Below are 21,453 nucleotides of genomic sequence, written 5' to 3'. Positions count from 1 at the left end.
TTAAGCCGCTGAATCCTGCAGCTTCTTTGCTTTCCTTTTTTGAATACTCCTGACAACAAGAAAAACCAGAAATCCTCCTGTTGTGTTCATGATCAAATCATCCACATTAAATACCCTCATCCAGATGAAGCCGGTAAAAGAAAGAAGCAGCTGCAAAGATTCAATCAGCAGACTTGTACCCAAAAGCAGCAGCATCGCTTTCCACACCCGCTTTACCATAAATAAGGCAGATAAATAAAATCCTAAGGGCATCAGCATAAGGAAATTAAAAAATGTAAGTCGTGCATTATTAAAAAATGGATACCCGTCAAACCTTTCGTACGTGCTCCATTCCTGAATAAAATAGAATGGCTCAAGCTGCATGCGGACAGGTGCTTCATGGATAGGGGGAATATGGATGCCGCCTATTGTAAGCTGCATCACGATCGCACCATACCAGATAAAACTGTAAAACAACCACCGGTGATAGACGATTTTCTTTTTCCCTTTCCCATCCCTCCACACAAAAACAATAAAAATGACGGCTCCCAGCAGAATTGCAGGAATTGTTATTTGGCCCATTGCTTGCTCCACTCTCCATTGTCAAAAGCAAACGGTCATTACCTTACTAAAAAAAGACCCGCTTTTTCTGAAATATGATTTCTATATTGTATAGTATATTTTCATAAATTTAAAAAAATAGCTGAAAACGGGAACTTTTTTCTTCCAGAAACGTCTAATTACCTAATATGGTTTTTATTGGAGGATTGATAGTATGATAGCTCAGACTCTCGGAAAAACCCTTTTGTATATCATCGGAACCTGTGTTGTTGTGCTGCTGGCAGGATTAATTTACGCATTTTGGGTAGGCGGAGATGTAATGGATATGGTGATGGCCTGGTTTAAAAAAGAGTAATGAAAAACCACAACCCTTATACTGGCTGTGGCTTCTTCATGCCATTACTGTGCGGTATAGCCGCCGTCAAGAATCACGGCCTGGCCAGTCACACCTCCTGCTTTATCGCTTGCAAGAAACAATGAGTAATCCGCTACCTCTTTTACACTGAGCAGCCGCTTTTGAGGGACCAGCGGATAAATAACTTCTTCCAGCACTTTTTCAAGCGTTACCTCCCTGTTTTTGGCTAGATCACCGAGCTGATTTCTCACTAAAGGCGTGTCCACATAGCCGGGACAAAGTGCATTTACCGTTACTCCGTGCTCAGCTCCTTCCAGCGCTGCCACCTTTGTTAATCCAATCACGCCATGCTTTGCACTATTATAGGCCGCTTTGCCTGCAAAACCTACCAGCCCATTAATAGAGGACATATTGATAATCCGTCCATACCCCTGCTCCTTCATAACAGGAAACACTTTTTTAATCGCGATAAACGGAGCAACCAGCATGATTTTCATTAAAAGCTCAAATTTTTCTGTCGGAAACTCCTCAATCGCTGCTACGTATTGCATTCCTGCATTATTTATAAGAACATCCAGCCTGCCGTAATGGACAATTGCTTCTTCAATCGATTTTTCAATCTCAGCTTCCTGCGTGACATCACAGCGCAGTCCTATACAGCTGTATCCTTTTTCAGCCAATGCCTGTGCAGCCTGTTTGACCCGTTTTTCATCAAGATCTGTCAGCACTACTTTGGCTCCTTCTTTGGCAAACTCGCAGCCGATCTCGTATCCAATGCCGCTGGCAGCTCCTGTTATAAATACCACTTTGTTCTCAACCATATTTGCTCCTCCTGTCTGCCTTTTTCATGATGAATCAGATTCCAAGCCCCAGAGAAAACAGCGCAATGGCGATGCCAAGACCAATTAAAGGTACGATGACCGTCACAATACCTACCGGCCCGTATGCATCCTTATGGGTTTCTCCACACACCCCTCGGATCGTGGTTACAACATATCCGTTATGAGGCAACGAATCGAGAGCGCCGGAGGAAATAGCCACCGTTCGATGAAGTGCTTCAGGATTCACACCCATGTCCATGTAGTGCGGTGCCAAAAGCGGCAGCGCAATGACTTGTCCGCCTGATGCAGACCCTGTCAGTCCCGCAATGACACTTACAGCAATGGCCCCGCCAATAAGCGGACTTCCTGGAATGCTGGTCATAGCATCAACTGCTACATTAAAGGCAGGAACCGCTTTAGCCACCCCGCCAAATCCGACTACAGCTGCTGTATTTCCGATGGCAATTAACGCACCGATTGTTCCTTCTGACATGGCTTTCCCAAAATTAATAAAGTATTTTCGATTTAATAAATAGGTCGTAACGATTCCTCCGAGCAACGCAATAATCAGTGCAGATGTTAATAACGAATTATGAAAAATAAATGAAATCACCAGTACCACTAAAAGAGGAATGGCACTTAAGCCAGGGTGCGGAAGCTTTCTGTTCTCCAGCACGGGATCCGTTTCCCTTGCTTCAAATCGTTCTCCTCTTCCCACTGCTTTATTAATCATCTTTTTCAGCCACCAGTAGCCGACAATCATCATAAATACCGCTACAAGTAAACTCACTTCCCAGCCTGCATAGGCCGTTGTATCTAGATAATCAATTGGAATCCAGTTTTGAATTTCCGGTGAACCGGCAGATGTCATGGTAAACGTTACTGAACCAAAGGCCAAAGCAGCCGGAATAAATCGTCTTGGAAGATCGGCCTGCTTAAACAAACTGAGTGCCATCGGAAAAACGGAAAAAGCCACTACAAACAAGCTGACTCCTCCGTAAGTTAATACAGCACACGAAAGAACAATGGCAAATACCGCTTTTTTTATCCCGAATACTTTTACAAGCCACCTTGACACACTGTCTGCTGCCCCGCTATCCTCCATTACTTTTCCAAAGATGGCTCCTAATAAAAACATAGGAAACCAGGATGTAATGAAGCCGGAGAACCCTCCCATGTAATTCGTCAAAAAATTGGACTCTCCCTCTCCAACCAGCTGCGGAAATAACGGCATCCCGCTGAATAGTGCAACGACCAGCGCGCAAAGCGGACCTGCTACAAGAAGATTCATGCCCTTCATCGTTAACACAATGAGTAATATAAGTCCTCCAACCAACCCGATCATACTTAACATTGTTATTCCTCCCTGCCTTCTTTTTAATTTCTCCTTTCATGGAAACGTACCATTGAAAAAACGTTGTTTTTCATAGCACCGGCAAATAAACTGATCATAAATGTAATCGCTTACAATTTGTCAGAATAAAATTCAGCACCAGGATCGAAATCCACTGTTGGCTCCCTAAACTGAAGCACATTAAAATTTTTAAATATTTCGACTTATTACGTTTTACAGTGTACCTTTTATAGATCAATAGGTAAAATGAATAATAATTATAATACCTATAACTAAAAACTATAGGTCATCTATCTTCTAATCATTTAAAAAATCGATAGATTATCACTTATTTTTATCAAAGGGGGTACCGTATGGATATCAGACAGCTGATGTATTTTATTGAGGTGGCTAAACATAAAAGCTTTACGAAGGCTTCCCGCTCGCTCCATGTTACCCAGCCCACTTTAAGTAAAATGGTAAAGGGTCTGGAGCTTGAGCTGGAAGTAACATTAATTGATCGCTCTGCCAAACAGATTCATTTAACAGATGCAGGAGAGATTGTTTTTATTCAAGCTCAAAAAGTAGTAAATGGCCTGGATGATCTCTCCGCTTCTCTTTACGATGTAATGAACCTGAAGAAGGGAAAAATAAAGATAGGGCTTCCTCCAGTGATCAGCACTCTTTTTTTCCCAACTATTATTGCGGAATTTCAAAAAGAATATCCGGATGTTGCGGTGATGCTTGCTGAAGACGGTGCAAAAAAAGTGGAACAAAAAGTATTGGATGGCGAGGTTGATCTGGGTTTTGTTCTGCTGCCGGTTAATGAAGAGCAGTTTGACGTTGTTCCCTTTGTTCAGCAGGAAATTAAACTCCTCGTCCATGAGTCACATCCTCTGGCAAACCGGAAAGTCGTAGATCTAATTGAACTTAAGGAAGATAAATTCCTGCTGTTAAGCAAAGAATTCACGCTAAATAGCAGAACCATTGAAGTTTGCATCAGTCAGGGCTTTACGCCGCAAATTGCATATGAAAGCTCCCAGTGGGATTTTATCGTTGGAATGGTAGAAAAAAATCTCGGTGTCACGCTGATGCCAAAACTGATCTGTGACCGGGTAAAGGACGGGCCTTTCAAAATGATCTCCCTGACAAAGCCTTTCCCTTGGCATTTGGGGATGATTTTAGCCAAAAACAGATATGTCCCCTACACATCAAGAGAATTTATCTCTCTGGTAAAATCCCTGCCTCAAGGATAGGCTGGGCGTTCACACACACACAACATTTGGAGTGAAATACACTAATTAACAAGTGACAGACATGGGAAGTGCCATAGCATCTCCCGGGCTTTGTTTCCTAAAATGTTTTCTTTCAGAAAGGATCGTGTGTGATGAACGACTATTACTATATGAATTCTTACCCTTATTACGATCAGACGTCTGGCTATGACCAACGGATTCTTTCACCAATCACCTGGTTCCCGCTTCCTGGCGGCGGGCAGGGCGGTGGACAGGGATTTCCTTTCCCAGGCGGAGGTCAAGGAGGAGGTCAAGGATTTCCTTTTCCGGGCGGAGGTCAGGGCGGAGGTCAAGGATTTCCTTTCCCTGGAGGCGGGCAAAGCGGCGGCAATCCACAACAGAATGCAAGTGCCCCAACCACCCCGCCCCCTTCACAAATTCCGCCCAAACCCTTTAGTGCTCAAGGAGGCCCATCTGTTTTCCTGGTTGATCCCAATGTCATTCGTCCATGTCTTTTCCGCTTTACTTACGTATGGCTGACGAGCGGAGCCTCCTTCTGGTTTTATCCAGTCGTATTAGGAAACAATTCAGTAGGCGGATTTTATTGGAACAGCAACCAGTTCCGCTGGATGTACATCGGACTCGACACCCGTAATATTGAAGTAGTCAGCTGTTCTTAACTAAAAACAGGAGCTTAACGGGTCAGATGCTGAACCGCTTAAGCTCCTGTTTTACGTGGGGTTTTTTCTTTGAACCTTGTTTAAATACGAAACGATGGACGTCTTAATCGAAGCGTATGCACCTACTGCAGCATTCCCGTAAAAAAACCCCATAAAAAGTCCGGCAGCCAAATGGTCTTTATGACTAATAAAGATCGACAGGACTAATCCAAGAGCGTTTGCGAGGGTAGGAATGATAAATTTCGGAATGGAGAATCGCATTTTAAGTAACTGTATGATCACGACAATTGCAGGCACAGCGATGACTGCATCCCAAAAATTTGTTTGAATCTCCGGAAAACTCATGACTTCCCTCCTTTTCAACTAGCTTTCCGTCTTAAAAGAAAATTCATGCAAAAATATTTAAAAAACAGGGATATTCATCCAAGAACCCAAACCGGGTTAGGCATAAGCTTTAAAGAATGAACTTTTAGGAGGGTACGCTTATGAACAACGGCATGTATTCTTTACATGATGGATATACGTATGACAATCAATCGTATGAAGCAGACCAAAGACAATTTGGAAGACCTTTTGGCAGACCTTTTGGATACGGACGGCCTTTTGGTTACGGCCGGCCTTTCGGGTATGGCAGACCATTCGGATACGGCTTTCCAGCAGGTTTTGCAGGAGGGCTTTTAACAGGAGCACTTTTGACTCCTGGATTAGGCTACGGCTATCCTTACACGCCTTATCCATACCCGTATCCTTATTACTATTAAGGGAATGGGAACCATCAAACCTTATAAAGGCCAGCGCCGGCCTAAGCGCAGTGAACTGGCCTCAGAGCCTGAGACACTCTTGTCTCAGGCTTTAATTTATTCACTAAAATTAAAGGGATAAATGATGCATGAAAATAGTCCCTTATCATTTTCTAGTCATTCCGGTTCATTTTGCGCAACATTTGTGCAACCGCTTACATATGTATCGTACTTGTTTTATAATTCTAAATAATACCACTATTCTAGGAGGGAAAAAGGCACGTGAAAAATCAAAAATGGCTTTCCTGCTTGCTCGCAATGGTACTGATTTTATCTCTTATTCCGATCGCGCAACCGGTTGCATCTGTTCAGGCTGAAGATTCATCTACTTACACTTCTTTAATTGTCCATTATCAGGAGGATCCGAATACTACACAGGATTGGAACTTATGGGTCTGGGCCGATGGAGCCGAAGGCCAGGTACATAATTTTACGGATGAAGATGCCTTTGGCAAAATCGCCAGGGTTGATCTGGATGGTGCGCACGAACGCTTTGGATTTATCGTGCGGACGGATGAATGGGAAAAAGATGGCGGTGACAGATGGGCGGATGTAGAAGCCGGCGTTGCTGAGGTTTGGATAAAATCAGGTGATGATACGGTTTATACTGAACCGCCGGATGGCGAATATCGTGACTTCCCTTCTTTTAACGAGGTCGATTTAACGGTCCATTATTACCGCTATGACAATAACTATGAAGGCTGGGATTTATGGGCCTGGCCCGGCAGCGGAGACGGACAAACCGTTGAATTTACTTCAGAGGATGATTTCGGAAAAACAGCAGAGGTTACGTTGACCGATGAAGAAGCGTTTGATCGAATCGGATTGATTGTGCGAAAAAATGAAGGAGATAATGACTGGGCGGATCGGGAATTCGGAGATCGGATTATCCGGCAGATTCAAGAAGATGGGAAGGCTGAAATCTGGTTAGTACAGGGTGAAGAAGGCATTTATTATGATCCAAATCATATTGACCGCGACCCGAAAATTTTGCGTGCGGCGATTGACGGACTTAACGAGATTACGCTGACAACGAATTTTCCAATTGACACTTCCCTTGAAAATCCGGGAATTGAACTAAGCGGCGGACTGGACATTGAGTCCATAAAGCCTGTAAACGAAGAAGAAACCCTGACTACGCAAGTGATAATCACCACAAAGCAGGAAATTGATCTGACAAAGACGTATAAAGTCATCACGGACGTGTTTGGTGAAGCGACGATCCAGGTTGGAAAAGTTGTACGATCAGAAGCGTTTGATGAGGAATACTTTTATGACGGTGATGACTTAGGAAATACGTATACAGAACAACAGACCGATTTTAAAGTATGGGCTCCTACAGCAAGTGAAGCAATGCTTGTGACCTATGACGCCTGGGATGATGCCGCCGGATCAGAAATGGCGATGGAAAAAGGTGAAAAAGGCACGTGGACGGCTTCTTTAAGCGGAGACCAGGACGGCCTTCTCTACACCTACAAGGTAAAAATTGGAGATGAATGGCGTGAAGCAGTAGATCCTTATGTCCGTTCGACGTCTGTTAACGGAGATAAAGGGGCCGTAATTGACCTTGATGAAACAGATCCGGCTGGCTGGGACAATGGAAAAGGGTTTACCTCCTCCCCTCACCCTGAAGATGCCATCATTTATGAGCTGCATGTCCGGGACTTATCCATTCAGCCTGAAAGCGGGATCGAAGAAAAAGGAAAATATCTCGGAGTATCAGAGTTAAAAACAACGGGTCCTGAGGGAGTAAGAACCGGCTTGAACCATATTAAAGATCTTGGAGTCAGTCATGTTCAGTTTCTTCCAATCTATGACTATCGCACAGTGGATGAAACAAAGCTCGACACGCCTCAATTTAACTGGGGCTATGATCCGAAAAACTACAATGTTCCAGAAGGATCCTATGCAACCGATCCGTACGATCCTGATGTTCGTGTAACGGAATTAAAGGAAATGATCCATACCCTGCATCAGGAAAATCTCGGGGTGGTTATGGATGTTGTTTATAACCATATGTACGCCGTGAATGAATCAAACTTTAATCAGCTTGTTCCCGGCTACTATTTCCGCTACAACGAAGATGGCACTCTGGCTAATGGGACAGGAGTTGGAAATGATACAGCCTCTGAAAGACGAATGATGGAGAAATTCATTGTAGACTCCGTTTCCTATTGGGCAGAAGAATACAAGATGAATGGTTTCCGCTTTGATCTGATGGGAATTCACGATACGGATACGATGAATGCTGTACGGGAAGCTCTTGATGAGATTGATCCTTCAATTATCGTACTTGGAGAAGGCTGGGATCTTAATACCCCTCTTGACCCTGAGCGAAAAGCCAATCAGAAAAATGCAGAAGATATGCCTCGTGTCGCTCATTTTAACGATACACTTCGCGATGGGGCAAAAGGCAGTGTCTGGGAAGATACAGACCCGGGCTTTATTAACGGCAAGCAGGGTATGGAAGCAATAATGAAACAAAGTGTTGCAGGAGGGCTGGATTATGATGACAGCACAGCCACCTACCGTGATCCTGATCAGGTCGTTCAATATGTAGAAGCCCATGACAACCTGACCTTGTGGGACAAGCTTGAGAAAACAAATCCTGACGCTAGTGAAAACGATAAAATAGCCATGCACAAGCTTGGATCTTCTATCGTGCTCACCTCACAGGGAATTTCGTTTATCCATGCCGGCCAGGAATTTATGCGCACAAAAGGCGGAGATCATAACAGCTATCAGTCTCCAGATTCCGTCAATCAGCTTGACTGGGAAAGACGTGCTGAATTTGATGAAGAAGTGGATTATATGAAAGGATTGATCGACCTTCGTCAGCGGTTTGAAGCCTTCCGATTAACGGATGCGGAGGAAATCGAAGATCGTCTCTCCTTTATAAAAGCACCGAGGAATGTTGTAGCTTATACACTTGAGGAGAAAAAGAACCGGAATCTTCTCGTTATTCATAATGCAAATAAAGGAGCTGCAGCTGTCAAGCTTCCTGGAAAAGGACCTTGGAAAGTGCTGGTGGACAGTGAAGATGCCGGCACTAAGATCTTAGCTATTCGCCATGGGGATCGTGTCAAAGTAAAAGGATTAAGCTCGATGGTCCTTCTTAAGGATGGTAAATTAAAATAGGACCGTCATTTTACAGTAGTGCAGCTTTTTAAAAAAGAAGGGTGTTTGGCAAGTCAGAGTTTACTGGCTTTCTTAACACCCTTTTTTTATCTCACCGACTTTCCGTTCATTGACAGATAAATTTTACCAGTCCTATAATAAATTCAGCACAACCCTACAGTTGAGAGGATGAGTAGAGTGAACAAAACTAAAGGAAACCGCATTGCTTTAATTGGAACGGGATTTGTTGGTTCAAGTTATGCATTTGCCCTTCTTAACCAAGGCGTCGCAGATGAATTAATCATGATTGATGTGAATGAAGAAAAAGCAAAAGGTGATGTACTCGATTTAAACCATGGGAAGGTATTCGCTGCGAACCCTTTAGGAATCAGGTTCGGCACATATGAAGATTGTCATGACGCAGATATCGTGGTCATCTGTGCAGGCGCAAACCAAAAGCCTGGTGAAACACGGCTTCAGCTGGTGGAAAAAAACCTGAAAATCTTTCATTCTATCGTAACTCAAGTTACATCAAGCGGATTTAACGGTATTTTTCTCGTCGCCACTAATCCAGTGGATGTGCTGACATATGCCACCTGGAAATACAGCGGATTTCCGAAAGAAAGAGTAATCGGTTCAGGAACCATTCTGGATACAGCCCGATTCCGCTTTTTGTTGGGAGAGTATTTTAATGTTGCCCCTCAAAATGTCCATGGCTACATTATTGGCGAGCATGGGGACAGTGAATTGCCAGTCTACAGTTCAGTCGATGTCGGCGGGGTTTCAGTCATGAAGATGATTGAAAAAAACAATAGCTATTCGCAGGACGACCTAGATGATCTTTTTGTAAACGTACGGGATGCTGCCTATCAGATTATTAACAGTAAAGGCGCCACCTATTATGGAATCGCTATGGGACTGGTCCGCATAACAAAAGCACTGCTTCATAATGAAAACAGCATCCTGACTGTTTCTGCTCTTCTTGAAGGAGAATATGGAGAGGACGATGTTTACATTGGAGTTCCTGCTGTCTTAAATCGTAATGGAATACGGGAAATCATTGAGCTTGACCTTAGTTCCCATGAGAAAAATTTATTCGGTAAAAGCGCTGCTACCTTAAAAGAAACCCTGGCCCCTCACTTTTCAGAATAAGAAGTGGTTCTGATTGGACTGTAATGCCATTATTTCTTTAAAGCTATAATTAAACAAAAAAACCTGAGACAAAAATGCCTCAAGCTCTACGACCGGTTCACTGCGCTTCTGGCCGATGCTTTCCGCAGAGACGGCGCTGAGCCTTTCCAAGGCGATGCCTTATAAAGGCTCAGCTTGCCGTCATATCCTGCAGGAGTCGCCACCTTCCGCTCCGCTCACCTCATACTAATAAATATAATTGGAATAGTTTTAGTACTTTTTTCAGTTATGTCCCAACCTCTTTTTGACCGGTCCGCTGCGCTTCCGGCCGACGTTTTCACTCTGCTTCATCCCCGCTCGTACTGAACGCGATGGAGATTTGCAAAGATCCCTTCCTGCTCAAGCAGCTCTTCATGGGTTCCATCCTCTGCTATTCCATCTTCAGTTACAACGACTACCCGGTCCGCTTTTCTGATTGTAGCTAAACGGTGGGCAATGACAAGTGTCGTGCGTCCTTTAGAAAGTTCTGCAATGGCTTCCTGGATAATGGATTCTGTTTCCGTATCGAGCGCTGAAGTGGCTTCATCTAAGATAAGGATCGGCGGATTTTTAAGGAACATGCGGGCAAGCGCAATCCGCTGTTTTTGACCTCCGGAGAGCTTCAGTCCTCTCTCTCCTATTTGAGTATCGTAGCCAAGAGGGAGTGACTGTATAACAGATTCCAGGTTCGCACGTTTCGCTGCCTCTTTTATTTCTTCATCTGTTGCCCCGAGTTTTCCGTAGGCAATATTTTCTTTTAACGTGCCTGTAAATAAAAATACGTCCTGCTGCACGATGCCAATCTGACTGCGAAGCGATTCTTTTGTCATTTTCCGAATATCTATTTGATCAATCGTAATGGACCCTTCTGTTACATCATAGAATCGCGGAATAAGTGAACAGATTGTTGTTTTGCCGGCTCCTGAGGGTCCAACAAACGCAACCGTCTCTCCCTGTTTAAGAGATAAGGAGATATTTTTCAAGACAGGCTTGTACGCATCGTAGCTGAACGAAACGTCATGAAAGTCGATTTGCCCTCTCAGGTCCTTCACAGCTTTGGCATCCGGGTGATTGGAAATGTCCGGTGACTGATCGAGCATATCCGTAAATCGCTTAAAGCCAGCCATTCCCTTTGGATACATTTCAAGCAACGCACTGATTTTATCTATAGGTTTAAATAACACATTAATATAGAGGACAAAGCCTACTAATTCTCCATAGGTGATTTCACCGATAAAGCTTAACCAAGCTCCGTATACAAGGACTACCAGGACAATTAAACGCGTCATCATGTAAATCCCCGAGGAGCTATAAGACATGACTTTATATGCACTTATTTTTGTCTTGCGGTATGTTTTGTTGTCGGTTGTAAAGCGGTCGATCTCATGATTTTCATTTGTGAAGGATTGGACCACACGAACACCAGACACACTGTCCTCCACCCTTGCATTTACTTCTGCAATATCGCCGTACATTTTCTTCCAGGCTTTGTTCATCTGAATATTGCAGTAGGTAATCAGCCAGATTAAAAATGGCACGACAATAATGGCAACCAAAGCGAGTTTCACGTTAATCGTAAGCATGATCCAGAAAGCTCCGATGAAGGTCATGAACGCAATAAAAATATCCTCCGGGCCATGATGGGCAAGCTCTCCTATATCAAATAAATCATTCGTGATCCGGCTCATCACATGACCGGTCTTCGTATTATCAAAGAAGCGGAAAGACTGCTTCTGAACGTGTTCAAACAGCTCCTGCCTCATGTCCGTCTCAATATTAATTCCAAGCTTGTGTCCCCAATAGTTCACTACGTATTGAAGCGAGGTGCTCATTAAGTATAGAACTAAAAGGATAAAGCTTACCCAGGTAATGGCCTGCCAATTTCCCTCCGGCAGAAGCTCATCAATAAACCAGGCAACAGCGAGCGGAAAACCCAATTCGAGCAGACCAACCAGCACCGCACAGCTAAAGTCAGCAGCAAAAAGCTTTTTATGTGGTTTATAGTACTGAAAAAATCGTTTAAGCATCGGACAATTCTCCTCTATACACTCTCTTATCGAAAAGCAATACACTTATTTTACAGGATAAATCATTTTTTGCCATCTGTTATCTTCGGGTAACGAAGTATTTTTTACTGGTCCAGTTTTAAAATGATCCAAGCAGCCGCCGCCAGGACGGGAAGCTCAATTAACGGTGCCGCTACGAGTGCAAGCGCAACAAGCGGCTCTTCAGGAAAGGCCGAAATAGCAATCGCAAGTCCAATTGGGGAATTTCTTGCCAAGGTAGTCATTTGAAAGCTTGCCAGATCTCTTTTTGACAGTCCGAGCCATTTTCCCGCCGCTCTCGCAATCACAAATATGAGGGTAAAAAAGAGAAGAATTGCCGTAAGCAAACGGAGAAGCAGTGAGGGGTTTTCCGTTAACAGACCTCCATGAGCTGCAAAGATGGCAATAATCGCGGTGCATAGAAGAAGAACTGGCACGTTATGAAGCTTTGCCATCCACTTCTCTTTTTCCCCTGACCGGCCCATCCATAGTCTAACCAGCCAGGCAGTGAACAATGGAATCAGGAGAATGGCAATCGCACCTTGAATGAACGAAGAAAGTTGAATTTCATCCGTGACTCCGGTAAACAAATAAAGGTAGAACGGAAGCAATAAAATCTGAAGCAATAAGTTAACAGGCAGGATGCTCGTTGACAGCGCTGTATTCCCCCTTGCCATTTGCGTGAAAATAATATACCAGTCTGTGCAGGGAGTGACCATCAGCAAAATAAAGCCAATCCAGAGTGCCGGCTCATCCGGCAGGATTAAGGAGGCAATACTCCATGCTAAAATTGGGGTCAAAATGAAGTTTATTCCAATACTCGATAAAAAAAATGTACGGTGAGTCAATGCCTGTCCAATATCTCTGAATGAAATCTGAAGAAAAGAAAAAAAGAGCATTATACTCAGAAGAGGAATTAGTATGTCAGCCATGATGTTTTTCAAAGGGTGAATTTGTCCTGCTCCCAGTCCAAGGGAAATTGAAAGAAAAATCCATATGGGGTAAAGCTTTTCTATTTTGTTCACTCTCTGCTCACTCCCCCTTCGAAACCGTTCCATCCGCCTCTTCATTGTACACAGGTTTCAAGATTTTTGAATACGGGTAGATACGATTCATCTACACTATTCATACCATTAACATATTTATACAAAATTAAGTTTCAAAAGGCTTATTTTTATATTCTATTTATCTATTTACCTGGGAGGAATGAAAGATGGAACGTAATCATACCATGTTACAATTTTTCGAATGGCATGTTGCATCAGATGGAGATCACTGGAAGAGACTTCGGGATGCTGCAGCAGATTTAAAAGCAAATGGCATTGATGGTGTGTGGATTCCTCCTGTTACAAAGGGTCAATCAGTAGAGGACCCGGGCTACAGCGTGTATGACCTGTACGATTTAGGAGAATTCGATCAAAAAGGAACAACCCGAACTAAATATGGTACAAAAGATGAGCTGCATGAAGCGATCGCAGCCTGTCATGAACATGGAATTTGCGTTTATGTTGATGTGGTCATGAATCATAAGGCCGGAGCGGATGAAACCGAAACGTTTCAAGTCATTGAAGTAGATGCAGAAGATCGTTTAAAAGAAATATCGGAACCCTTTGACATTGAAGGATGGACAAAATTTACGTTCCCTGGCCGGGGCGACAAGTATTCCGATTTTAAATGGAACTTTAATCATTTCAACGGCACAGACTGGGATGAAAAAGAAGGAAAAACAGGCTTCTTTCGTATTCTTGGAGAAAATAAAAGCTGGAACGATAACGTGGATGATGAATTTGGAAACTATGATTACTTAATGTTCGCTAATATTGATTATCAGCATCCTGAAGTAAGGGAAGAAATGATTAGCTGGGGAAAATGGCTTCCGGATACTTTATCCTGTGACGGATTCCGTTTAGATGCAATTAAACACATAAGCCATGAATTTATTGATGAGTTTATACGGGAAGTAAAGAACCATGCAGACGGAGATTTCTATATGGTTGGAGAATACTGGAACGATGATGTAGAAGCCTGCGGTAACTTTTTGGAGGAAACCAATTACCAGCTCGACCTGTTTGATGTTATGCTGCATTATAACCTCCACGAAGCATCTTTGAAGGGAAATAACTTTGATCTCTCGACAATTTTCCATGGAACACTGGTAGAAAAATATCCGCTTAATTCAGTTACATTCGTAGACAATCATGATTCTCAGCCAGGCGAATCTCTTGAATCCTGGATTGATGACTGGTTTAAACCAAGTGCCTATTCATTGATCCTTTTGCGTAAAGACGGCTACCCATGTATTTTTTATGGTGATTACTTTGGCATTGGCGGGGAAAATTCACTGGATGGAAAAAAAGCGGCACTGGACCCTCTGGTATACGTTCGCGCACACAAAGCCTATGGCCAGCAGGATGATTACTTTGACCATCCAAATACGATCGGCTGGGTAAGACGCGGAGCAGAGGAATTTCCTCATTCAGGCTGTGCCGTTGTGATTACGAACGGAGATACAGGCAATAAAAAAATGTTTGTCGGTGAAAATCGGGCAGGCGAAGAATGGGTAGACTACACACGCTCTTACGCTGACCGCGTAAAAATCGATGAAGAAGGATACGGTGACTTTCCTGTTCAGGCAGGCAGCGTCTCGGTGTGGGCCTTCCCGGGATTCTAAGAAACACTCTCTTCTCTCTACAAATAAATTTACGTAATAGAAATGACTTCACGAAGTTTGATTCGTGAAGTCATTTTTACGTCTCCTCTATTTTACTTCACCATTCAGCTGTCTTTCGTTTGACGGGAAGTATGCCCGGTACAAATGATTGACTGCTTTCACAACTGAAGCGCCGTCTACGCCAAACATCATACTGACCTCGGAGGAGCCCTGATTAATCATTTTTATATTTGCTCCGGACTCCGCAAGAGCCTGTGCAGCTTTTGAAGCAACGCCGACTGTGTGCTTCATACCTTCCCCCACTACCATAATCATAGCAAGATCCCGTTCAATATTAATGTCATCAACCTCCAGCTCCCTTTCTATTCGGTCGATCACCCGTTTTTCCTTGCCATTTTCCAGCTGATGAGAACGCAAAATGACCGAAAGATTATCAATTCCTGAAGGTGTATGCTCATACGAAATGCCTTCATCCTCTAAAATGGCAAGCAGCCTTCTACCAAACCCAAGCTCCCGGTTCATCAAGTATTTAGTTATATTGACACTGCAAAAGTCCGTGTCGCTGGCAATTCCGATTACAGGCTGTCCATTTAATTCTCTTTCCAGTACAATTCGTGTTCCGGCCGCTTCAGGCCGATTGGTATTCTTTACTCTCACTGGAATTCCCTTTTGAAAAACCGGCTGCAATGCTTCATCATGAAAAACAGAAAAACCGGAATAGGCAAGCTCCCGCATTTCACGATACGTAATTTCCTTCAGTTCACATGGATGATCCACCATTTTGGGACTGACACAATAAACGGAGTCTACATCTGTAAAATTTTCATATTCCTCCGCGTCCATCCCGGCAGCGATAATGGAACCGGTGATATCTGACCCCCCTCTCGGAAAAGTCACGATATTTCCCTGATAAGAATAGCCAAAGAATCCGGGTATCACCAAAATGCCTTCCATGCTCCGCAGTTTGCCAATTCGTTCATACGCTTCCGGTAGAATTTGTGCGTTGCCCGGCTCATCGGTTACGATCATCCCCGCTTCCTTCGGTGACACATAAGACGCCTGATGGCCGAGTGATAAAAGGTAAGCCGTCATCAGCCTCGCATTCATATCTTCCCCGCTCGCTTTCAGCGCATCCAGAAGTCTGTCTTCATCCTCTCCATAAAGCGATATTAATTCCTTTAAAATTCCTTCAAGCTGCTCCTTTAAGTCTTTATCCAGCCCAAGGTTTTCAATAATTTCATAATAGCGTTGCAGGACTGCTTCAAAAAATTTCTGATTGTATTGGCCGCCTTGCACGGAGCGAGCGAGTTGAATAAGAAGATCCGTTGTTTTTTCGTCTCCATCGAATCGTTTACCGGGAGCAGAAACGACGATGGCTTTTCGGGCTTGATCTGCAAGAATAATTCTGCCGGCTTTTTTGTATTGCGCTGCACTCGCAACCGAACTGCCGCCGAACTTTACCACTTTCATAGAGACAAAACCCCTTTAATTTGTCCACCCTTAAAATACATTTGTTCTCTATAGATGGAATTTTATAGATTAGTATACTAGACTGCCTGCTGATTGTCATTAAAAATAAAACATTTTAAGAAAGAAGGTTGCAATCACAAAAAATGGGTAAAGATTTTTATGAGATAGAAAGGTGGAGATAAAGATGGGGAAAGTATTACTAACAGGTGCGGCAGGCGGTCTGGGAACCGTTCTGACGAAAGCGTTGAAAGACGAATTTGACCTCGTGCTGACAAACCGCTCCGAACCAGAAGAGCCGGTGGAGGGTGTTCCATTTATTAAAGCGGACTTAAATGATTTCGAAGCCATCGAAGCGATTTTTAATGAACACGACATTGAAACCGTCCTCCATTTTGGCGGGCTTCCGGTAGAAAATGAATTTGAGGCAATCCTCGATGCTAATTTAAGAGGAACTTACCATGTTTACGAAGCAGCCAGACTCCATGGCGCAAAAAGGGTCATCTACGCAAGCAGCATACACGCTGTTGGATTTCTCGACGCCCGTAACGCTCCATATGATATCCATACAGAAACCCGACCGGATACCTTTTACGGTTTGAGTAAAGTCTATAATGAGGATATGGGCAAGCTGTATCACGACAAGTTCGGCTTGGAAGTGGTCAATCTCCGCATTTGCGGCTGTGTAGAAGAACCGGATTCAAAAGAGCATCTGATGATCTGGCTTAGTCATAATGATTTAATTCAGCTTGTGAAAAAATCCATTACTGCCGAAATCAATGATGTGGTGACAATCTATGGGATCTCAGCAAACACCAGAAGCTTCTTCCATGTTGATCCTGAAAATCCGCTTGGCTACAAGCCTCAGGATAATGCAGAGGATTATATCCATAAACTTCCTGACTCCTTCGGACATGAAGATGACCGCAAATTTGTCGGCGGACACCAGTTTGTAAAAGAAGATGCCATAGATAACTAATTTACATCAATTAAAGAGGCTGGGACATAACTCATAAAAGTTTAAAAAAAGAGGACATATTTATTACTAGTAGTAGGTGAGCGGAGCGGAAGGTGGCGACTCCAGCAGGATATGACGGCAAGCTGAGACTTTACAGGGCAATGCCCTGAAAAGGCTCAAGCCCCCGTCCCTGCGGAAAGCGTCCGCCTGAAGCGAAGTGAACCAGTCGTAGAGCTTGAGACACTTATGTCCCAAGCTCTTTTTCCTACTCAACTGTCAAATGAAGTGACATCCCATCCTCTTTATACTTCCCCGGTATCGAGCCAATCCCCTCAATAGAGATAAAACCATTTTGTAATAGCGGCTTATGCGGTAAGTTCAACTGAAGCCGATTAAACTGCAGGAAGTTGTCACCGTAGTAGATAAGCGCAGGCTGATTAATTAAATAATCCTGCTGATTAATTTGCAGCTTGACAAAGTAGCGGTGCAGCAGCCGATTCCCAACGTTCACCATATTAATAGGATCAAAAAAGGTTGCTTTCATGTCTCCTTCTATTGTCAGCTTATACCCGTCTGAGTTTTTAAACTCCTGTATTTTTTTATTTTTTTGCTGATAAACATACTGATACACCTGACAAGCTTCTTCCGAAGCGATCAATGCTTCTTCATTTACCTGTGTGAAATTAGAATCAATATAGCTTAAAACAAATTCATAAAGCGTCAGATCTGAACGAACAAATGACTCTTTCCACTTTTCATCGATTTGGTCTAAAAGCAGACACAAAAAAAGACCTGACACATAGCAGCTTTTTCTTAAATGAAGGTTGGTTTCCTGCGAATCCAGCAAGGACTGGCGGTAGAATTGCAGGCACGAATCAGACAGGTTTTCTTCCAAGGTTTTAATCGCCTGAAATTTCACGTAGCACGCGGGCCCTTCTACAGATTCAAGCCTATATTCGTAGTCGATATCACCCTTCAAAATGGCTTCTCTTTTATTACGGAAAAAACAGAATGTTTGAAGAGATTTCATCTTTTTCTCAGGATCCTTTTCTTCAAATGCGTCAAACAGAATTCTTCTTTCTTTAATTCGAAGAGAGATATTTTCAATCGATAGAGGGTAACTGACGCCTTTTAGTTCATCCGGGAACCTTTTTTCATCAATTGTCGTCTGGTAACCGTGAAAAATTTCATGAATTAAAACCGTATATAAATAATTTACACAGATCTCCTGATCAATGCTGACAATGGCTGTCGGATAATCTTTATATAAAATAAGCGTGCTGCCTACAAACTGCTCCTCCCAATCAAAAACGGCGGGCTGACCTTCAAATCCCGGAAAGACAGGATGATTAAATAAACAAACTTTTTCTTTATTATAAATGCAGTATGGGACTGGTTTAAAATCAGGCCACAGCCCTGTCCAGTCTGTCTTCTCCATTTTTTTCTTAATCTCTGCACATACCTGTTCAATCTCCATGATGAAACTCACCGCCTTTCCTTTGAAATGGGACTCCTTAATCTTCGTCCTTTACATCTATGCTGTCTGGAATTGGTTCATTGCGCCACTCTTCAAGAAGCTTTTTAGCTTTTTCAAGCTGCTTCAAATGATGATTAAACTGCTCTTTATTTACCAGATAATGCGTACCGTCATGTACCGCGCGGATTTTATTTTCATGAATTAATCTGGTAATAACTGCTTCCGGCAGAGACAGATAGACAGAAGCTTCTTTAATCGTAATATACATCAGAACAAAACACCCTTCTTTAGTCCTGTTTATTAGCAAACGATTATATAGGTAATTATACACTTAATCGGGAAAATAAACACGAATTAACTTTTTAACTAATTTAGAAATTTTACTACTAATCCGGAATTTTCCCAAGTACATTTTGTTTATTTATTAAATGTGCAAATACAGACCTTGCTTTAACCTTCTTTTACTAGCGGAAGTCATTCTTCTTCTGCAATTTCTAATGAATGATTCCTGGTTGTTTACCCTGCCAATAAAAGGGTAAAAACCTAAGAAGTCTTTTATTCATTCAGTTCATGCACAACTGAAAATCAAGTTTTAGTAATTCTATTTTCCCAATGCATAATCAGCAGAACAAAGGAAATGAAGCACTTTACGTTCATAAAATAGAGCTTATACGTACAGAGGAGGAATAAAAATGAAAGCATTATTGCTGCAAGATAAAGGACAATGGAAAGACATGAAGGTCGGAGAAATTGAAAGACCCTCTCCTGCCAGCGACGAAATTGTTGTCCAGGTAAAGGCAGCTGGATTAAACCCGGTTGATTATAAAACAGGAGAAAACGGCTCACCAAGCTGGTCTTATCCTCATATACTCGGTCTTGATGTAGCAGGCATTGTGGCCGAAGCCGGCTCAGATGTGTCGAATTTTGCAAAAGGGGACCGTGTGGTTTATTTGAGTGACATGGCAAAAAAAGGCGGATTTGCTGAATATGCAGTGATTAAAGCGCACACTGTATCAAAGCTGCCGGACTCTGTGTCCTTTGAAGATGCTGCCGCCCTTCCAGTAGCCGCTTACACTGCGTATCAGGCACTTTTCTTTAAGCTGCATGCGCAAAAAGACAAAACGATCTTAATTCATGCGGGAGCAGGCGGAGTAGGCGGCTTTGCGATTCAGCTAGCCAAATATGCCGGATTAACCGTTATAACCACCGCCTCCCAGAAAAAGCACAGCTATGTAAAAGATCTTGGAGCGGACTATGCCATCGATTATAAAACCGAAGACTTTGTCGAGAAAACAAAAGAACTGACAAACGGTCTTGGTGTAGATTACGTTTTGGATACTGTAGGCAGAGAAAACGCAACAAAATCTCTTGATACACTTGCTTATAATGGGCAGATTGCTTTCATAGCCGGGCAGCCGGAAATGAATGAATCCATTTCTTTTGCTCACCCTGTTTCCTTTCATCATGTAGCACTCGGCAGCGTTTACCAATCAGGTAATACAGCAGAAGAAAAGACCTTAAAACAAATTGGCGATCACCTGGTTGAATTATTATCGGAAGGTAAAATTTCCTCACTGGTTGAAAAAGTGATTTCGCTTGAGGAAGTTCCTGAAGGACTGAAAGAGCTAGAGTCACGAAGCTTCACAGGGAAATTGGTAGCAAAAATTTAACAGTTTAAACCTGCTCTGTCTTCAGAGCAGGTTTTTTGGATTATAATGGATGATAATCATCATTAGAAGAACAAATTCCGACATGTTATTTCCCGGGTGATAACATAGCAAATTGCCGTATCGGCGTGAACTGTGAAAGAAATGAGGAGTAAAAGTGAAAAATAAATCTATTTTTATATTTGCTTTCATGGCCTTGCTTGGAAGCATCGCCGGCGTATTTTATTTTCAAATGTTCAATCTGCTCGATTCAGAACTAAATACTCTTTTCTCTATTATTTTATTTATAGGCGGACTTGTCCTTCTTAATTTACTAATTAACAGGGTCATTCCGCTGGATGAGTATCCGGTCAGTCATCCGACACGTATTTTGGGCTACGCCGTTTTTGTAATCGTTTTGCTCTCTACTGTTGCTGTTTTATCAAGTTGATAAGGGAGGCTGAAGGAATGAAAGCAATTCTGTTTGACCTTGACGGTACACTCCTTGACCGCAAATCCAGCATTCAGGTTTTTCTGAACAAACAATACGATCGGCTGTATCCATGGCTCAAAACCATGGATAAAGAAGCGTATATTCAGCGATTTATAGAACTTGAGTGCAACGGCTACGTCTGGAAGGATAAAGTGTATCAGCAATTAATTGAAGAAAATGGATTTTCTCACTGTTCAACCGAAATGCTGCTTGATGATTATATTGAACATTTTCAAGAAAGCTGTATTCCCTTTGAAGGCTTACATACTCTTCTTTATTCTCTTCGTTCTAAGGGCTATAAACTGGCTTTACTTACAAATGGGCGTGAAATGATGCAAATGCGATCCATACGGGGGTTAGGAATTGAAGTTTTCTTTGATCAGATCCTGATATCCGAGAAGGAAGGCTGTTCTAAGCCTGATGCTGAAATATTCCACCGGGCACTGAGCCGTCTGAATGTACGACCTGATCAAGCTGTATATGTTGGAGATCATCTTGAAAATGACATCATTGGAGCCAAACAGGCAGGCATGAAAACCATATGGAAACAGCACCGTCCTTTCAATGACACTCAGGCTGATGCTGAAATTGATCAGTTAGCAGAGCTGATTGAGCTGCTTGAAAGCTGGTGAATCCAAAATGATA

At 42.8% G+C, this 21,453-nt stretch carries 20 protein-coding genes; 11 read left to right on the top strand and 9 right to left on the bottom strand.

The window, feature by feature from the left end:
• A complete protein-coding gene (locus tag P6709_RS12940; RefSeq protein WP_278241347.1) occupies positions 1–561 on the bottom strand; it encodes a VanZ family protein in 561 nt (186 codons plus the stop codon).
• A 193-nt stretch (positions 562–754) separates the two neighbouring features.
• Between P6709_RS12940 and P6709_RS12935 the strand changes: the two genes are divergently transcribed.
• Positions 755–895 (top strand): hypothetical protein, encoded by a 141-nt coding sequence (locus tag P6709_RS12935; protein ID WP_278241346.1) that lies wholly within the window; start codon positions 755–757, stop codon positions 893–895.
• Between the two features lie 44 nt (positions 896–939).
• Here P6709_RS12935 and P6709_RS12930 read toward each other — a convergent pair whose 3' ends face one another.
• Positions 940–1,716 (bottom strand): 3-hydroxybutyrate dehydrogenase, encoded by a 777-nt coding sequence (locus tag P6709_RS12930; RefSeq protein WP_278241345.1) that lies wholly within the window; start codon positions 1,714–1,716, stop codon positions 940–942.
• Positions 1,717–1,750: 34 nt separating this feature from the next.
• Positions 1,751–3,070, bottom strand: coding sequence for a GntP family permease (locus P6709_RS12925; protein WP_278241344.1), 1,320 nt, complete (start codon positions 3,068–3,070; stop codon positions 1,751–1,753).
• A 353-nt stretch (positions 3,071–3,423) separates the two neighbouring features.
• On the opposite strand from P6709_RS12925, the gene P6709_RS12920 reads away from it, so the two are divergent.
• Together P6709_RS12920 and P6709_RS12915 are read left to right on the top strand one after the other, a co-directional pair.
• Positions 3,424–4,305, top strand: a complete 882-nt coding sequence (locus P6709_RS12920) for a LysR family transcriptional regulator (RefSeq protein ID WP_278241343.1) — start codon at positions 3,424–3,426, stop codon at positions 4,303–4,305.
• Between the two features lie 131 nt (positions 4,306–4,436).
• Entirely contained in the window at positions 4,437–4,964 is a 528-nt protein-coding gene (locus tag P6709_RS12915; protein ID WP_278241342.1) for a hypothetical protein, read from the top strand.
• Positions 4,965–5,015: 51 nt separating this feature from the next.
• Here P6709_RS12915 and P6709_RS12910 read toward each other — a convergent pair whose 3' ends face one another.
• Positions 5,016–5,309, bottom strand: coding sequence for a hypothetical protein (locus P6709_RS12910; protein WP_278241341.1), 294 nt, complete (start codon positions 5,307–5,309; stop codon positions 5,016–5,018).
• A gap of 152 nt (positions 5,310–5,461) precedes the next feature.
• Between P6709_RS12910 and P6709_RS12905 the strand changes: the two genes are divergently transcribed.
• From P6709_RS12905 to P6709_RS12895, 3 genes are all read left to right on the top strand, one after another.
• Positions 5,462–5,725, top strand: coding sequence for a spore coat protein (locus P6709_RS12905; protein ID WP_278241498.1), 264 nt, complete (start codon positions 5,462–5,464; stop codon positions 5,723–5,725).
• Between the two features lie 297 nt (positions 5,726–6,022).
• Positions 6,023–8,902 (top strand): type I pullulanase, encoded by a 2,880-nt coding sequence (pulA, locus tag P6709_RS12900; RefSeq protein ID WP_278241497.1) that lies wholly within the window; start codon positions 6,023–6,025, stop codon positions 8,900–8,902.
• Between the two features lie 168 nt (positions 8,903–9,070).
• Positions 9,071–10,033, top strand: coding sequence for an L-lactate dehydrogenase (locus P6709_RS12895; RefSeq protein WP_278241340.1), 963 nt, complete (start codon positions 9,071–9,073; stop codon positions 10,031–10,033).
• A gap of 326 nt (positions 10,034–10,359) precedes the next feature.
• On the opposite strand, the gene P6709_RS12890 is transcribed toward P6709_RS12895, so the two are convergent.
• Complete coding sequence (locus tag P6709_RS12890; RefSeq protein ID WP_278241339.1) at positions 10,360–12,078, bottom strand: ABC transporter ATP-binding protein; 1,719 nt, start codon at positions 12,076–12,078, stop codon at positions 10,360–10,362.
• A gap of 104 nt (positions 12,079–12,182) precedes the next feature.
• Entirely contained in the window at positions 12,183–13,121 is a 939-nt protein-coding gene (locus tag P6709_RS12885) for an arsenic resistance protein (RefSeq protein WP_278241338.1), read from the bottom strand.
• Positions 13,122–13,309: 188 nt separating this feature from the next.
• Between P6709_RS12885 and P6709_RS12880 the strand changes: the two genes are divergently transcribed.
• Entirely contained in the window at positions 13,310–14,767 is a 1,458-nt protein-coding gene (locus tag P6709_RS12880; RefSeq protein WP_278241337.1) for an alpha-amylase, read from the top strand.
• 87 nt (positions 14,768–14,854) lie between these two features.
• Here P6709_RS12880 and P6709_RS12875 read toward each other — a convergent pair whose 3' ends face one another.
• Positions 14,855–16,237, bottom strand: a complete 1,383-nt coding sequence (locus P6709_RS12875) for an aspartate kinase (protein ID WP_278241336.1) — start codon at positions 16,235–16,237, stop codon at positions 14,855–14,857.
• A 184-nt stretch (positions 16,238–16,421) separates the two neighbouring features.
• Between P6709_RS12875 and P6709_RS12870 the strand changes: the two genes are divergently transcribed.
• Complete coding sequence (locus tag P6709_RS12870) at positions 16,422–17,213, top strand: NAD-dependent epimerase/dehydratase family protein (protein ID WP_278241335.1); 792 nt, start codon at positions 16,422–16,424, stop codon at positions 17,211–17,213.
• 244 nt (positions 17,214–17,457) lie between these two features.
• Here P6709_RS12870 and P6709_RS12865 read toward each other — a convergent pair whose 3' ends face one another.
• Both P6709_RS12865 and P6709_RS12860 read right to left on the bottom strand, forming a co-directional pair.
• A complete protein-coding gene (locus P6709_RS12865; RefSeq protein ID WP_278241334.1) occupies positions 17,458–18,669 on the bottom strand; it encodes a hypothetical protein in 1,212 nt (403 codons plus the stop codon).
• Positions 18,670–18,706: 37 nt separating this feature from the next.
• A complete protein-coding gene (locus P6709_RS12860; protein ID WP_278241333.1) occupies positions 18,707–18,937 on the bottom strand; it encodes an excisionase family DNA-binding protein in 231 nt (76 codons plus the stop codon).
• Between the two features lie 424 nt (positions 18,938–19,361).
• Here P6709_RS12860 and P6709_RS12855 point away from each other — a divergent pair, with 424 nt between their 5' ends.
• The 3 genes from P6709_RS12855 (at position 19,362) to P6709_RS12845 (ending at position 21,440) form a co-directional block, all read left to right on the top strand.
• On the top strand, positions 19,362–20,339 hold the full coding sequence (locus P6709_RS12855; RefSeq protein ID WP_278241332.1) for a zinc-binding dehydrogenase: 978 nt from the start codon (positions 19,362–19,364) through the stop codon (positions 20,337–20,339).
• A 154-nt stretch (positions 20,340–20,493) separates the two neighbouring features.
• A complete protein-coding gene (locus P6709_RS12850) occupies positions 20,494–20,766 on the top strand; it encodes a hypothetical protein (RefSeq protein ID WP_278241331.1) in 273 nt (90 codons plus the stop codon).
• Between the two features lie 17 nt (positions 20,767–20,783).
• Complete coding sequence (locus tag P6709_RS12845) at positions 20,784–21,440, top strand: HAD family hydrolase (protein ID WP_278241330.1); 657 nt, start codon at positions 20,784–20,786, stop codon at positions 21,438–21,440.
• Positions 21,441–21,453: the final 13 nt, after the last annotated feature.

The sequence above is a fragment of the Jeotgalibacillus sp. ET6 genome (assembly GCF_029667115.1).
GTDB lineage: Bacteria > Bacillota > Bacilli > Bacillales > Jeotgalibacillaceae > Jeotgalibacillus.
The sequence above is the reverse complement of the archived record's forward strand: the minus strand, read 5'-3'. Positions and strand labels throughout refer to the sequence as shown.

Bases quoted from the DNA above. Each gene is read 5' to 3' on its own strand.
- P6709_RS12930 (WP_278241345.1), bottom strand. From the start codon at position 1,716: ATGGTTGAGAACAAAGTGGTATTTATAACAGGAGCTGCCAGCGGCATT.
- P6709_RS12865 (WP_278241334.1), bottom strand. From the start codon at position 18,669: ATGGAGATTGAACAGGTATGTGCAGAGATTAAGAAAAAAATGGAGAAG.
- P6709_RS12940 (WP_278241347.1), bottom strand. From the start codon at position 561: ATGGGCCAAATAACAATTCCTGCAATTCTGCTGGGAGCCGTCATTTTT.
- P6709_RS12925 (WP_278241344.1), bottom strand. From the start codon at position 3,070: ATGTTAAGTATGATCGGGTTGGTTGGAGGACTTATATTACTCATTGTG.
- P6709_RS12935 (WP_278241346.1), top strand. From the start codon at position 755: ATGATAGCTCAGACTCTCGGAAAAACCCTTTTGTATATCATCGGAACC.
- P6709_RS12860 (WP_278241333.1), bottom strand. From the start codon at position 18,937: ATGTATATTACGATTAAAGAAGCTTCTGTCTATCTGTCTCTGCCGGAA.
- P6709_RS12845 (WP_278241330.1), top strand. From the start codon at position 20,784: ATGAAAGCAATTCTGTTTGACCTTGACGGTACACTCCTTGACCGCAAA.
- P6709_RS12855 (WP_278241332.1), top strand. From the start codon at position 19,362: ATGAAAGCATTATTGCTGCAAGATAAAGGACAATGGAAAGACATGAAG.
- P6709_RS12910 (WP_278241341.1), bottom strand. From the start codon at position 5,309: ATGAGTTTTCCGGAGATTCAAACAAATTTTTGGGATGCAGTCATCGCT.
- P6709_RS12875 (WP_278241336.1), bottom strand. From the start codon at position 16,237: ATGAAAGTGGTAAAGTTCGGCGGCAGTTCGGTTGCGAGTGCAGCGCAA.
- P6709_RS12890 (WP_278241339.1), bottom strand. From the start codon at position 12,078: ATGCTTAAACGATTTTTTCAGTACTATAAACCACATAAAAAGCTTTTT.
- pulA (WP_278241497.1), top strand. From the start codon at position 6,023: ATGGTACTGATTTTATCTCTTATTCCGATCGCGCAACCGGTTGCATCT.
- P6709_RS12895 (WP_278241340.1), top strand. From the start codon at position 9,071: ATGAGTAGAGTGAACAAAACTAAAGGAAACCGCATTGCTTTAATTGGA.
- P6709_RS12915 (WP_278241342.1), top strand. From the start codon at position 4,437: ATGAACGACTATTACTATATGAATTCTTACCCTTATTACGATCAGACG.
- P6709_RS12905 (WP_278241498.1), top strand. From the start codon at position 5,462: ATGTATTCTTTACATGATGGATATACGTATGACAATCAATCGTATGAA.
- P6709_RS12920 (WP_278241343.1), top strand. From the start codon at position 3,424: ATGGATATCAGACAGCTGATGTATTTTATTGAGGTGGCTAAACATAAA.
- P6709_RS12870 (WP_278241335.1), top strand. From the start codon at position 16,422: ATGGGGAAAGTATTACTAACAGGTGCGGCAGGCGGTCTGGGAACCGTT.
- P6709_RS12880 (WP_278241337.1), top strand. From the start codon at position 13,310: ATGGAACGTAATCATACCATGTTACAATTTTTCGAATGGCATGTTGCA.